The following is a 12,209-nucleotide window of genomic DNA, read 5'->3' on the forward strand; positions in this document are numbered from 1 at the left end:
GTGCTCCTCAAACTTTGGTCGGTGAGAGAAGCTGCCTATGCTACCGCAGCTTACCCTCTAACCAACTCTGTCGAGTTGCACTTGGAAATTGAATTCGCGAGATACTGGGCAATAACCTCAGATTCCTCTGACATAAAAATCTCCCTATCAAAATATCCGATTAAAAGACCAATTGTTTAACGATTTTGAAATCGTATACGACTATTAAGGCTTAAAACCAGGAAGGTCAACAAGAGAATCTGAGGAGAAAATAAAATATACCGAGAGCATGTTCTCCCAGTTGTTCTCCCAGAGGGTATTACGGGCACAAAAAAAGGCTTACGAGTTAACGTAAGCCTTTTTTGTTTGGTAGGCGCGATCGGATTCGAACCAACGACCCCCACCATGTCAAGGTGGTGCTCTAACCAACTGAGCTACGCGCCTGTAAAGGAGGCGCAATAATACAGAACACCCCGCACTGGCGCAAGGCCTCAGGGGGCATACTTGGCCTTCGCTTCGCGGGCTGCCTCAGCCTCATTGGGACTATAAGCCTGGCCTGACCAGAGCATCTCGTAGGCGATCTCCTCGTTGCCGTTTTCACACAATTCGAGCACATCCTGGAAAAGCGGCTGGAAGGTTTCGCTTCGGTGGGAGCGCTCGTGATCCTCGAAAGAGCGCCAGAATGTGATGACCAGGGCTTCCCTCCCCTTCAGAAGACTCTCCATCGCCTGGCCGATCGTGCTGCCTTCGTTGGAAACTTCGCCACTGTTGAGGGCCACAAATCCACCAATGAAGCCGGTGCCCGAATGATAAGTCTTTACATTCTCACAAAGCACAGCGACCCGCTCCTGCAGGTCATCCACACTGTATCCATCCTTGAGAATGACACGATTAACGGTAACCACGCCATCATATGAAAATCCTGGGATCAAGTTGGACATAACAACCTCCAATCATCCGAAAATTTCGGATATCACGAATTACTGACCATTATACTTGGTTATTGGTCCTGTAACGTCATTTTTCAAGCCCTCAAGGTAGCGCGCCCCCCCGTTTCAAGCGGATTTCTACCAAGGGTATACACTTATGAATAAGGATCTGGGCTAACCTGGGAAAAACAGATGATTACCCGTCACACTCGCCTAATTATCTCCCTGTTGGCGCTGGCAACCGCCGCTGCCGGCATCTGGTATATCAATCGCCCCAAGCCCATCGAACTGGCAGTGGATACTGCAGAGCCGGGCCTGGTTGAGGAGACCGTGGCCAATACCCGGGCGGGGACAGTCAAGGCCTGTCGCCGGGCCAAACTCTCTCCCGGCATCGGAGGCCAGATTGCTGTACTGGAGATCAAGGAGGGAGACAAGGTCAGATCCGGCACCCTGCTGCTCTCGCTCTGGAACAAGGATCTGATGTCCGAAATCACGTTGACTCAGGCCGAAGCCGCTGCAGCCGAAGCCAGCGCCCGCAGCGCCTGCCTCCAGGCCCAGGTGGCCCGCCGGGAGGCCAACCGGGTTGGCAGACTACGGAAGAGCGGGGCTGTTTCCATTGATACCGTGGATAAAGCTGAAACCGAGGCCCAGGCCATGCAGGCCAGTTGTGAGTCGGCCAACGCCTCGGCCCGGGTAGCAACCGCCAGGGTGGAGGTCATCCGTTCCCAGTTGGAGCGGACCCAGTTGATCGCTCCCTTCGACGGCATCGTGGCGGAGATAAACGGCGAGCTCAACGAATACGTCACCCCTTCCCCACCCGGCATTGTAACGCCTCCTGCTGTGGACTTGATCGACAACACCTGCTTCTATGTGGCCGCCCCCATAGACGAGGTGGACGCTCCCAAGATCACCGTAGAGCAGACCGCAAGAGTCAGCCTGGATGCTTTCGATGATCGGCGCTTTCCAGGAACCGTACGGCGCATCGCCCCTTATGTGCTGGACCTGGAAAAACAGGCGCGCACCGTAAATGTCGAAGTGGAGTTCACCAATCCGGAGGATATCAAGTCGCTGCTGGCAGGTTACTCTGCCGATGTCGAGATCATCCTGGACATGCGCAAGCAAGCCCTGCGTATTCCCACCGAAGCCGTGCTGGAAGACGACCATATCTATCTGTTACTGGAAGACGAAGGAATACTGGAAAAACGCAAGATAGAGACCGGTATGTCCAACTGGGATCACACCGAGGTGACAGATGGATTGAAGGCGGGTGATCTCGTGGTGACCTCTGTAGACCGTGACGGTGTGGAGGATGGCGCACTGGCCACCCGGGAAAAAGACAAGAAACCATGATCCGGCTTGATGGCATCAATCGAGCGTTCAAGGTGGGGAGTGAAACGGTCCACGCCCTGCGGGATGTCAATCTCGAGGCTGAAGCAGGGGCCTACCTTTCGATCATGGGGCCTTCAGGATCTGGTAAGTCCACCCTGCTGAATATCCTGGGTCTTCTGGACCGGCCTGACAGCGGCAACTACCTGCTGGAAAGTACCGATACCACGACCCTCAGTGAAGTACAGCGCACAATTGCCAGGCGGGAGCGCATCGGTTTTGTATTCCAGGCATTTCACCTGGTACCAAGACTGACCGCTGCCCAGAACGTGGAACTTCCTATGACCCTTGCGGGAATTGAGCCGGAGCACCGCAAAGTGCGCGTGGCGGAGGCACTGGAAAACCTGGGCTTGAGCGACCGAGCTGACCACCGGCCGGATCAACTGTCAGGAGGAGAGCGTCAGCGTGTCGCCATCGCCCGGGCCACCATCATGCGCCCCGCCATACTCTTGGCGGACGAACCCACTGGCAACCTGGACAAGGCATCCAGCGAAGATGTCATCAAAACGCTGGAATCACTCAACCAGACTGGTATCACACTACTGGTGGTGACCCATGATCCTGAAATCGGCGAACGCGCGCGACGGCGCATCCATATGGTGGATGGCGCGATTGTGGTGGACCACAGTCGATAGCTGTTCTGAAAAGGAGCTGACGAAGAGCATGTAATCATGTTGGCGGAAGACATCCTGAAATTCGGTAGCAATGCACTCTCAGGTGCCCGTACCCGCACGTGGTTGATGCTGCTGGCCATGGCCATCGGCATCGGTTCAGTCGTGGTGCTCACTGCACTGGGCGAAGGGGCAAGGCGTTACGTCAGCAACGAGTTCTCCAACCTCGGCACCAACCTGATCGTTGTGCTGCCCGGGCGCACAGAAACTACCGGCGGTGCCCCGCCCATCATCGGCGGTACGCCGGAGGATCTGACACTCAATGATGCCCTGGCACTGCTGCGCAGTAGTAGTGTGCGAAAGATAGCACCAGTGGTTATCGGCTCAGCCCCAGTCTCTCATCAGCAATTGGAGCGGGAAGTTACCGTTGTAGGATCGACGTACGATCTGCTCCATGTGCGCAACATGGCGATGGCCTTGGGTGAGTTTCTGCCGCCGGGCGATCCCACCCGAGGCGGCGCGGTGGTGGTCATTGGCACTACCCTGAAAGAGGAGCTCTTCGGCAATAAGAAGGTCCTGGGAGAGTGGATCCGTATCCATGACAGCCGTTTCAGAATCATCGGCGTACTCCAGCCCCTGGGAGAATCTCTCGGCATGGATGTGGGCGACCTGGCCATCATTCCGGTTTCCCGTGCCCAGAGCCTGTTCAATACCGAATCCCTGTTCCGCATCCTGGTTCAGGCCAATGGTCGCGAGGACATCCCCAAGGCCCAGCAGGCGATCAAGGATATCTTGAGGGAACGGCATGACGGCGAAGAGGATGTCACCATCATCACCCAGGACGCCCTGCTGTCGACTTTCGACGAGATATTCCAGGCCCTCACCGCCACGGTGGCCGGCATCGCTGCCATCAGTCTCGGGGTGGCCGGGATACTGATCATGAACGTAATGCTGGTGGCGGTCTCACAACGCACTACCGAGATCGGCCTTCTCAAAGCCCTGGGGAGTTCCGAGCAGCAGATCATGCAGCTGTTCCTGGTAGAGGCGGCCCTGCTCTCCACCTTCGGTGCGCTGATCGGTGTGGCGGTGGCTTATGCCGGCGTCTGGGGATTGAACCAGGTCTTTCCCGACTTTCCATTGTTCGTGCCGCTCTGGGCCTTGGCTGCCGCACTGATGGTGGCGCTGATTACCGGACTGCTGTTTGGCGTGATGCCCGCAAAACGCGCCGCCAGGTTGGACCCGGTTCAGGCACTCTCGGGACGATGACCATGCTGCTGGACGACTTTATCAAATTGGCACTTGGGTCGGTCATCGCCCACCGCATGCGAAGCTTCCTGACGGCACTGGGCATTGCCGTGGGCATCGCTGCGGTGGTGCTGCTCACCTCCCTCGGCGAGGGGATCCACAAATTCGTACTGGCGGAGTTTACCCAGTTTGGTACCCACCTGATCGCCATCACCCCCGGCAAGGCAAGCACCTTCGGCATATCAGGAGCAGTGATCAACAATGTGCGCCCCCTGAGCCTGGAAGACGCGGAAGCACTTGGCAGACTTCCCCGCATCCAGGCCGTGGTGCCCATGGTTCAGGGCAACGCCTCCGTGGAGTATGGCAAGCGCACGCGGCGTACCATGATCTTCGGCACCGGCTCCGAGGTCCCCAGTGTTTGGAGCATGAAACCCACTATGGGGCGCTTCCTACCCGATGACGACACCACCCATGCACGACCCTTCGCCGTGCTCGGCAGCAAGGTGCGTAAAGAGTTGCTGGGAGATATCAATCCCCTGGGGCAGCGGGTACGCATCGGCGGCGAAAGCTACCGGGTGATTGGTGTCATGGAGTCCAAGGGCACCCTCCTCGGTTTCGACCTGGATGATGCAGTCTACATTCCCACCCAGAAGGCGATGGCGATGTTCGACCAGGAGAGCCTGATGGAAGTGGACCTGCTCTATACCCCGGGCACCGACAGCGAGGTGCTTGCAGAACGTATCAAGAAGTTTCTGAAACAGCGCCACGGCAGCGAGGACTTCACCGTCATCACCCAGGACCAGATGCTTGAGACCCTGGGCGATGCACTCAACATCCTGACCCTCGCCGTAGGCGCGCTGGGCGGCATCTCCCTATTGGTTGGCGGAGTCGGCATCCTCACCATCATGACGATTGCGGTTACCGAGCGTACCGCTGAGATCGGACTGCTGCGCGCCCTGGGTGCAGGCAAGCGCCAGATACTCTGGCTGTTTATCGGCGAGGCCGTGGCACTGGCAGCACTTGGGGGTCTGGCCGGATTGACCATTGGTGCCGGCGGCGCCTGGTTGCTGGGGGTCGCCGTTCCCGCCCTGCCGACCCATACAGCCTGGAGTTACGTATTGCTTGCCGAGGCGATCTCGATAGTGATCGGCCTGGCTGCCGGCGTCGCCCCGGCCTGGCGTGCGGCAGGGCTCGATCCGATAGAAGCGTTACGCTCGGAATAGCCGACAGTACTCATACAAAGGGGCTTCAGGCCGCGTGATGCTTGTCAGTTTTGTGCAGACTGACAATATGAAGCGCAAGCCAGGCCGTTCCCCGCTCCCGTTCACTCAGGCGATAGTAGCTTTTCTCCAACTTGGCATCATGGATCGCGACCATGAGCGTCAAAGGATTGTTCCGTGAAAAGTAGTCGAGGGCCTCCTCGCAATAGAAAGTGAGACCCGCCACCTCCTTTGAAGGCACTTTGCCGGTTTCAATCAAGCAGACCCACTCGTCTTGTGTGAGCCCCAGTAAGCATCTCGCCTCTTTAGCCGAAAGACATGTTTCCATCTGGCACGCCCGCCTTGTGCGTAAGTGACTTTGACTTCGCATCTGCATAATGAAATATGCCGTAATTAAAGACCAGTATTTCCAAACAGCAAGTGCTTTGGCCATAAGAGTTTTGTATCTCCCCGAAGCTTATTTGAGTGCTTTATCAGCCACTTACAAAAACACCCAACAAGATGAATACGTGATCACCCAAATCCTCTTTCCCATTGTCACGGTTGACTTGCCTGGGGCATTGGCGCTACAAATCACAGGCTTTGGCAAAAGCTACACTATTCACCTGGAGTTCTAGTGCACACCCACCTCAAGATCTGGCACCCCTTGGCATTCTTCGTATGCAATATAGCTGCGGTGGTGCTGTATGGTTCCTGGCTGTTCGAACCCACCCGGGAACTTTGGGACGGACTGGATAAACTGGTGTTTTTCACCCTCAACGGATCATTGCAATGGGGTGAGACCTGGCAGGCCTTCTGGGCAGCCGCCAATCACAGGAGTGCGGATATCGTGGTGGCCATCGCTATGATCTCCTTCTTCATGCACTTTGCACTCACCGGTGGTCGCCGCCTGATCCTTGAGCGTGCCGTACTCTTCATACTGATGTCAGCCATGATCCTGGCCACACAGGAGGGTCTGATCGATCTCTACCAGGCGATCATCGATATCACCAGGAAGAGCCCATCGCTGGTGCTGGAGCCGGTCTACCGGCTTAGCGAGCTGGTACCCGGCATCAAGGCCAAGAATGCATCGAAGAGCTGCTTCCCCGGCGACCACGGTACGGTGGTCTTTATCTGGCTCTTCTTTGCCTGGTTTTTCGCCGGCTGGAAACACCGGATCACGGCGTTGGTGATGACGGTGCTGATCCTGCTGCCGCGACTAGTATCCGGCGGCCACTGGATCACCGACAACCTGGTGGGCTCAGGCACCCTTGTACTGCTGATGATGGCCTGGATCGTCTTCACCCCCGTGGGATTTGCGCTACGCTGGCTGGGTGAGAAGATCCTTGGTTTTATCCTGCCCAGGAGCTGGCAGCGGGTTCCGAAATTTTAGACCTGTAACTGATCAAGCCACCATCCCCTTTCCCTGGAGCGACTTGATCTGGTCGCGCACCCGGGCGGCCTCTTCGAACTCCAGATCCCTGGCGTGCTGGTACATCTTCTTTTCCAGGTCGGCAATGCGCTTGGCCATCTGCTGCGGGGTCAGGGCAGCGTACTCCGCCTCCTCTTCCGCCACCTTGGCATACGCCTTCGCCTGCATGGGCGCACCGGCATGAGCCCCTTCCATGATGTCGGCAATGGCCTTGCGTATGGTCTGGGGGGTAATACCGTGGGCCTCGTTGTAGGCGATCTGCTTGGCCCGCCGACGCTCGGTCTCATCGATAGCACGACGCATGGAACCGGTGATCTTGTCTGCATAGAGAATCGCCTTGCCGTTGGCGTTTCGCGCGGCGCGACCGATGGTCTGGATCAGTGATCCCTCGGAGCGCAGAAAGCCCTCCTTGTCGGCATCCAGGATGGCCACCATGGAGACTTCAGGCATATCCAGTCCTTCGCGCAGCAGGTTGATGCCCACCAACACGTCGAACTCTCCCAGGCGCAGGTCGCGTATGATCTCCACCCGCTCGACGGTGTCGATGTCAGAGTGAAGGTAGCGCACCCGGATGCCGTGCTCATCGAGATAGTCTGTGAGATCCTCGGCCATGCGCTTGGTCAGGGTGGTGACCAGCACCCGTTCCTCTTCCTCCAGACGCAGGTGGATCTCCGATAACAGGTCATCCACCTGGTTGGTAGCCGGCCTCACCTCCACCTCGGGATCCACCAACCCGGTTGGGCGAACCACCTGCTCCACCACGGCACCGGAATGTTCCAGTTCATAATCCCGCGGCGTTGCAGAAACATAGATAGTCTGAGGGGTACGCAGTTCGAACTCCTCGAAGCGCAGGGGCCGGTTGTCCAGGGCAGACGGCAAGCGGAAACCGTACTCCACCAGGGTCTCCTTTCGCGAGCGGTCTCCCCGGTACATGCCGCCAACCTGGGGTATGGAGACGTGACTCTCATCGGCCACGAAAAGGGTGTTCTCCGGCAGGTAGTCCAGCAATGTCGGTGGTGCCTCCCCAGCCTGGCGCCCGGAGAGATAACGCGAGTAGTTCTCGATACCCGAGCAGTAACCCAGTTCGAGGATCATCTCGATATCGTAGCGGGTACGTTGCTCCAGGCGCTGGGCCTCCACCAGCTTGCGGTTGTCCCTCAACTGCTCCAGGCGATCCTTGAGCTCTTCCTTGATGTGATCCACCGCCTCCAGCAGGGTCTCTCTCGGGGTCACGTAGTGGGACTTCGGGTAGATGGTGTAGCGCGGCACCTTGCGCAGCACCTCGCCGGTGAGCGGATCGAACAGCGAAATCTGTTCGATCTCGTCGTCGAACATCTCGATGCGCACCGCTTCGCTGTCGGACTCCGCCGGATAGATATCGATGACTTCACCGCGTACCCGGTAGGTCGCCCGGTGCAACTCCACGTCGTTGCGGGTGTACTGCAGTTCCGCCAGCCGCCGCAGGATGGCGCGCTGATCAATGATATCGCCCCGGGAGAGGTGCAGTACCATGCTCAGGTAGGAGCGGGGATCACCCAGGCCGTAAATGCATGAAACCGTGGCCACGATGATGGTATCGGGCCGCTCAAGCAGCGCCTTGGTGGCCGACAGGCGCATCTGCTCGATATGTTCGTTGACCGAGGCATCCTTGTCGATGAAGGTGTCCGATGAAGGCACATAGGCCTCTGGCTGGTAGTAGTCGTAGTAGGAGACAAAATATTGCACCGCGTTGTGAGGAAAAAACTCCTTCATCTCCCCGTAGAGCTGGGCTGCCAGGGTCTTGTTATGGGCCAGAATCACCGTGGGGCGCTGTACCTGCTGGATCACGTTGGCAATGGTGAAGGTCTTCCCTGAACCGGTCACACCCAGCAGCGTCATGCCCGCCTCGCCATCATTGAGCCCCTCGACAAGGCGGCGTATTGCCTCGGGCTGGTCACCGGAGGGCTCGAATTCGGAGACCAGTTGAAATTCTTTTGACATTGGGGATTCTGCTAACTAATCAGATTGGATATTATTACAGCTGCGTGCCATAAACACACCTGCCCACAGCGCGAGCTGAGGACAGGACAACATTCAGTAATAACGAACAACTTCAGGTCTTGCCAAGATGAGTACCAAGCTTTCCGCCCGCGTCCAGACCGTCAAGCCTTCCCCCACCCTGGCCGTCACGGCCCGTGCCGCAGAGATGCGAGCCGCAGGCAAAGATATCATCGGTCTGGGTGCCGGTGAACCGGACTTCGATACCCCGGAACATATCAAGGAAGCTGCCATCAAGGCGATCAACGACGGCTTCACCAAGTACACCGCGGTAGATGGTACCGCCGGCCTGAAGAAGGCCATCATCGACAAGTTCAAGCGTGACAACCAGTTTGATTACGCCCCGGAAGAGATCCTGGTCTCCTGCGGTGGAAAGCAGAGCTTCTACAACCTGGCCCAGGCCATCCTCGACCCGGGCGACGAGGTGATCATACCGGTTCCCTACTGGGTCTCCTACCCGGACATGACCCTGCTGGCCGGTGGCGTCCCGGTGCTGGTCAACGCCGGGGCCGACCAGAATTTCAAGATAACCCCCGCCCAGCTCAAGGGTGCGATTACCGAGCAGACACGCCTGATGGTGATCAACAGCCCCTCCAATCCCACCGGCATGGCCTACAGCCGGGACGAGCTGGCTGCCCTTGGCGAAGTACTGCTGGAGCACCCCAGGGTGATTGGGGCCACAGACGATATGTACGAGCACATCCGCTGGAATACGGATGAACCCTTCGTCAATATCCTCAACGCCTGCCCCGAGCTGCGCGACCGCTGCCTGGTGCTGAACGGGGTCTCGAAAGCCTACTCCATGACCGGCTGGCGTATCGGTTACGCTGCAGGGCCTGCAGAGATCATCAAGGCGATGAAGAAGATCCAGTCCCAGAGCACGTCAAACCCCACGTCCATCTCGCAGGTGGCAGCCCAGGCAGCCCTGGAAGGCCCACAGGAGTGTATCGGCGAAATGCTCAAGGCCTTCAAGGAGCGCTACGACTACGTGGTTGACCGCCTCAACGCCATACCAGGCGTCGAGTGCCTCCCCTCTGATGGCACTTTCTACCTGTTCCCCAAGGTTCAGGAGGCTATGGACAAGATCGACGATGTGAACAGCGATGTCGAGCTGTCCGAGCACCTGATCGAACAGGCTGGTGTCGCCCTGGTGCCCGGCTCGGCATTTGGCCTGGGTGGTCACGTAAGAATCTCCATTGCCACCAGCATGGAGAACCTGACGAACGCCCTGGATCGCCTGGAAGGCGTTCTCGGCAGCTAATCCGGTAATCCGCACCAGCCAGTAAGGGTGAACGCCAATCTTCGGCTTCGCCCTTTCAATTGCCGTGAAATTGGAATATTTTTCCTTCTCGTGATCCACAAGGACTTGTGAACATGCAGCCTAGCGCCAAATCCCCTCATTTCCTACTCAGGGGGGCTGACTCTGATCAAATTGGCAGTGGCAGTCATCCTGGCCGTGGTCATCACGGTGATATCCGTCGCCGTTCCTTCGATGCAGAATCTGTCCGCAACCACCAGGATGAGCAGTAATATCAACCGCCTGGTTGCGCACCTCCACCTGGCAAGAAGCGAGGCGGTCAGGCGCGGCCTGAAGATGACGCTCTGCCCCAGCTTCGATGGCAAGTCACGCCTCGATTCCATCGAGTGGCAGAGGGGTTGCGTGATTTTCGAAAACATGGATGGGGACGGCAAGAAGGATGCAAATGAGAAGATTCTGCGCTTTATCAGGGAGACGGACGATACTATTTTGATTCGTAGTTCAACCAGTGAAAATGGCAGAAAGGCCATCACTTACCAGCCTTCGGGCATGGCCTGGGGCTCAGCCGCCACATTCACATTTTGCGACCGGCAAAACCGTGCCGCACCAAGGGCAGTAATCATCCATAACAGCGGTCGCCCCCACCTCTCGAAAACCCGCTCTAGCGCAAAGCCCATCTTCTGTCCCGCAAGCTAAAAAATTAGCGTCAGACTATTGACCCCGGGGTGAGAGGTCATTACTATACGCGCCTCTACTAATCCCCTGTAGCTCAGTTGGTAGAGCAACGGACTGTTAATCCGTGGGTCACTGGTTCGAGCCCAGTCGGGGGAGCCAAATAACTGGCTGAAAAGCCAGGGAAAAGCCCGGTCATATTGACCGGGCTTTTTTCTTTCTTGAACCAGCACACAATCCAGCAGTGGCTATCTGGCGATGGTAGCCAGAACAGCTCAGAGTCATAATCCAAATTACTCGCTACAGGAAGGAGAAACTACGCTATCCTCTCAACCATGCTCTAATTCACGTACCAAAAACACAAAGGCTAATCATGGATAATGAAGAACCTAAAAATCACCCAAGTTCTGTAAGCTCTGATGAGAAAAGCAATACAAATATAAGCGAGTCTTCGACCTCGTGAAAGATTTTGGGACATCCAAGTCCCCAAAATCGACTCGGCCTTCGACAGCCTATTAGTGCCCCGGACGTCCTGGTTCACGGCTACCGGGGACTAACCGCCTCGGCTTTCCATGGCGGTCAGCGTGGGCATGGGATTTATCTATATGCTTGCTTTGTTCTGGCTAATATTTTTGGCAGGTGCGATTTTCTCCATGTCTAGGTAACCCAATACAAACCCCGCCAGGGCGGACCGCAGCGGATATGAAGAGCGATGTCTCACTTTAAATCCCAAGAGGCAGGTGCTGGCAGGCCAAGTTGTTTACAAAGTCGCTGCTCATTTTCAAAACCCTGTTTTATTTTCCAAAGCGCATGAGTGGTGAATGAGGTACACCGGAAGTGGTGGAAACACCCTCTTCTTAGCTCATTGGATCCGGAGATGGGTCGGGTTCATCCCGTGGTTCTGGCCAAATTCGGTTCATGATCAACTCTGTTCAGCTATCGGTTTTTAGCACTCGGGGATTCAATCCAAATGCAAAAAATAAGTTACATTTTCCGTACCAAAGACAAATAATCCCACATTCCGCCCGTCAGAGCTATATTTCTAATGAAATCAACCACGGAGAGTGCAGTGAGGAGAATGAAATGCGTAAAAAAGAGGTTCTGAATATTGCTGCCAACCGTGGCATCGAATCATCCAAGCTGCGCAAGTGGGAATTGATTCGAGCCATACAGCGTGCCGAGGGTAACCAGGATTGCTTCAGAACACCGGTTGCCAACGACTGCAACCAAGTTGCCTGTCTTTGGCGTGGCGACTGCGTGGGTAAAAAAATCAAATAGAGGAGACTCTTCACCCAATCTCCATCAAGAAACACAAGAAACACAAGAAACACAAGAAACACAAGAAACACAAGAAACACAAGAAAGGCGGTTTCAAGTAATAACTGCAATTCAATTACGCAGCAAGCAAATCCACTTGCCGCCCCATAAATAATTCATTCGGTGATCGATAGCCTCTTGTGG

At 56.4% G+C, this 12,209-nt stretch carries 13 protein-coding genes and 2 tRNA genes; 11 read left to right on the forward strand and 4 right to left on the reverse strand.

Translation table 11 applies throughout. From position 1 onward, the window contains the following. A partial coding sequence (locus BOW53_RS12945) for a hypothetical protein (protein ID WP_425442927.1) occupies window positions 1-180 on the forward strand: 180 nt, incomplete at its 5' end. Window positions 181-346: 166 nt separating this feature from the next. On the opposite strand, the gene BOW53_RS10980 is transcribed toward BOW53_RS12945, so the two are convergent. Then, a tRNA-Val gene (locus tag BOW53_RS10980) sits at window positions 347-423 on the reverse strand. A 47-nt stretch (window positions 424-470) separates the two neighbouring features. Then, window positions 471-920 carry a ligand-binding protein SH3 gene (locus BOW53_RS10985; protein ID WP_078488034.1) on the reverse strand — a complete coding sequence of 150 codons (450 nt, stop codon included), beginning with the start codon at window positions 918-920 and terminating at the stop codon, window positions 471-473. A 180-nt stretch (window positions 921-1,100) separates the two neighbouring features. On the opposite strand from BOW53_RS10985, the gene BOW53_RS10990 reads away from it, so the two are divergent. The 4 genes from BOW53_RS10990 to BOW53_RS11005 are packed head-to-tail and all read left to right on the forward strand — an operon-like array spanning window position 1,101 to window position 5,373. Next, window positions 1,101-2,258 (forward strand): efflux RND transporter periplasmic adaptor subunit, encoded by a 1,158-nt coding sequence (locus BOW53_RS10990; protein WP_078488035.1) that lies wholly within the window; start codon window positions 1,101-1,103, stop codon window positions 2,256-2,258. Beyond that, window positions 2,255-2,929 carry an ABC transporter ATP-binding protein gene (locus BOW53_RS10995; protein WP_078488036.1) on the forward strand — a complete coding sequence of 225 codons (675 nt, stop codon included), beginning with the start codon at window positions 2,255-2,257 and terminating at the stop codon, window positions 2,927-2,929. Before BOW53_RS10990 ends, BOW53_RS10995 begins: the two co-directional genes overlap by 4 nt. Window positions 2,930-2,965: 36 nt before the next feature. Further along, window positions 2,966-4,171 (forward strand): ABC transporter permease, encoded by a 1,206-nt coding sequence (locus BOW53_RS11000; protein WP_078488037.1) that lies wholly within the window; start codon window positions 2,966-2,968, stop codon window positions 4,169-4,171. Between the two features lie 2 nt (window positions 4,172-4,173). Continuing rightward, window positions 4,174-5,373 (forward strand): ABC transporter permease, encoded by a 1,200-nt coding sequence (locus tag BOW53_RS11005; protein ID WP_078488045.1) that lies wholly within the window; start codon window positions 4,174-4,176, stop codon window positions 5,371-5,373. A gap of 25 nt (window positions 5,374-5,398) precedes the next feature. Here BOW53_RS11005 and BOW53_RS11010 read toward each other — a convergent pair whose 3' ends face one another. Then, a complete protein-coding gene (locus BOW53_RS11010) occupies window positions 5,399-5,698 on the reverse strand; it encodes a hypothetical protein (RefSeq protein ID WP_135607082.1) in 300 nt (99 codons plus the stop codon). 49 nt (window positions 5,699-5,747) lie between these two features. Here BOW53_RS11010 and BOW53_RS11015 point away from each other — a divergent pair, with 49 nt between their 5' ends. Both BOW53_RS11015 and BOW53_RS11020 read left to right on the forward strand, forming a co-directional pair. Continuing rightward, window positions 5,748-5,987: a hypothetical protein gene (locus BOW53_RS11015; protein WP_078488039.1), complete on the forward strand. Its 240-nt coding sequence runs from the start codon at window positions 5,748-5,750 to the stop codon at window positions 5,985-5,987. Continuing rightward, window positions 5,987-6,742: a phosphatase PAP2 family protein gene (locus BOW53_RS11020; protein WP_078488040.1), complete on the forward strand. Its 756-nt coding sequence runs from the start codon at window positions 5,987-5,989 to the stop codon at window positions 6,740-6,742. The genes BOW53_RS11015 and BOW53_RS11020 overlap by 1 nt, the downstream gene beginning before the upstream one ends. Before the next feature lie 12 nt (window positions 6,743-6,754). On the opposite strand, the gene uvrB is transcribed toward BOW53_RS11020, so the two are convergent. Next, the gene (gene uvrB / locus BOW53_RS11025) at window positions 6,755-8,761 is read right to left on the reverse strand and encodes an excinuclease ABC subunit UvrB (RefSeq protein WP_078488041.1); all 2,007 of its coding nucleotides are present in this window, start codon (window positions 8,759-8,761) and stop codon (window positions 6,755-6,757) included. A 127-nt stretch (window positions 8,762-8,888) separates the two neighbouring features. Between uvrB and BOW53_RS11030 the strand changes: the two genes are divergently transcribed. The 4 genes from BOW53_RS11030 (at window position 8,889) to BOW53_RS11045 (ending at window position 12,026) form a co-directional block, all read left to right on the forward strand. Then, on the forward strand, window positions 8,889-10,079 hold the full coding sequence (locus BOW53_RS11030; RefSeq protein WP_078488042.1) for a pyridoxal phosphate-dependent aminotransferase: 1,191 nt from the start codon (window positions 8,889-8,891) through the stop codon (window positions 10,077-10,079). A 177-nt stretch (window positions 10,080-10,256) separates the two neighbouring features. Then, window positions 10,257-10,772, forward strand: coding sequence for a GspH/FimT family pseudopilin (locus BOW53_RS11035; RefSeq protein ID WP_078488043.1), 516 nt, complete (start codon window positions 10,257-10,259; stop codon window positions 10,770-10,772). A gap of 62 nt (window positions 10,773-10,834) precedes the next feature. Continuing rightward, window positions 10,835-10,910, forward strand: a tRNA-Asn gene (locus tag BOW53_RS11040). A 921-nt stretch (window positions 10,911-11,831) separates the two neighbouring features. Next, entirely contained in the window at window positions 11,832-12,026 is a 195-nt protein-coding gene (locus tag BOW53_RS11045) for a Rho termination factor N-terminal domain-containing protein (RefSeq protein WP_078488044.1), read from the forward strand. The last annotated feature ends 183 nt before the right edge of the window (window positions 12,027-12,209 follow it).

This window comes from Solemya velesiana gill symbiont, assembly GCF_002020805.1.
Classification (GTDB): Bacteria; Pseudomonadota; Gammaproteobacteria; order Chromatiales; family Chromatiaceae; genus Sedimenticola_A.

Excerpts from the sequence above, each read along its gene's own strand:
- BOW53_RS11015 (WP_078488039.1), top strand. The coding sequence starts at position 5,748 with ATGAAATATGCCGTAATTAAAGACCAGTATTTCCAAACAGCAAGTGCT.
- BOW53_RS11000 (WP_078488037.1), top strand. The coding sequence starts at position 2,966 with ATGTTGGCGGAAGACATCCTGAAATTCGGTAGCAATGCACTCTCAGGT.
- BOW53_RS11005 (WP_078488045.1), top strand. The coding sequence starts at position 4,174 with ATGCTGCTGGACGACTTTATCAAATTGGCACTTGGGTCGGTCATCGCC.
- BOW53_RS10990 (WP_078488035.1), top strand. The coding sequence starts at position 1,101 with ATGATTACCCGTCACACTCGCCTAATTATCTCCCTGTTGGCGCTGGCA.
- BOW53_RS11045 (WP_078488044.1), top strand. The coding sequence starts at position 11,832 with ATGCGTAAAAAAGAGGTTCTGAATATTGCTGCCAACCGTGGCATCGAA.
- BOW53_RS11030 (WP_078488042.1), top strand. The coding sequence starts at position 8,889 with ATGAGTACCAAGCTTTCCGCCCGCGTCCAGACCGTCAAGCCTTCCCCC.
- BOW53_RS10995 (WP_078488036.1), top strand. The coding sequence starts at position 2,255 with ATGATCCGGCTTGATGGCATCAATCGAGCGTTCAAGGTGGGGAGTGAA.
- BOW53_RS10985 (WP_078488034.1), bottom strand. The coding sequence starts at position 920 with ATGTCCAACTTGATCCCAGGATTTTCATATGATGGCGTGGTTACCGTT.
- BOW53_RS11010 (WP_135607082.1), bottom strand. The coding sequence starts at position 5,698 with ATGGAAACATGTCTTTCGGCTAAAGAGGCGAGATGCTTACTGGGGCTC.
- uvrB (WP_078488041.1), bottom strand. The coding sequence starts at position 8,761 with ATGTCAAAAGAATTTCAACTGGTCTCCGAATTCGAGCCCTCCGGTGAC.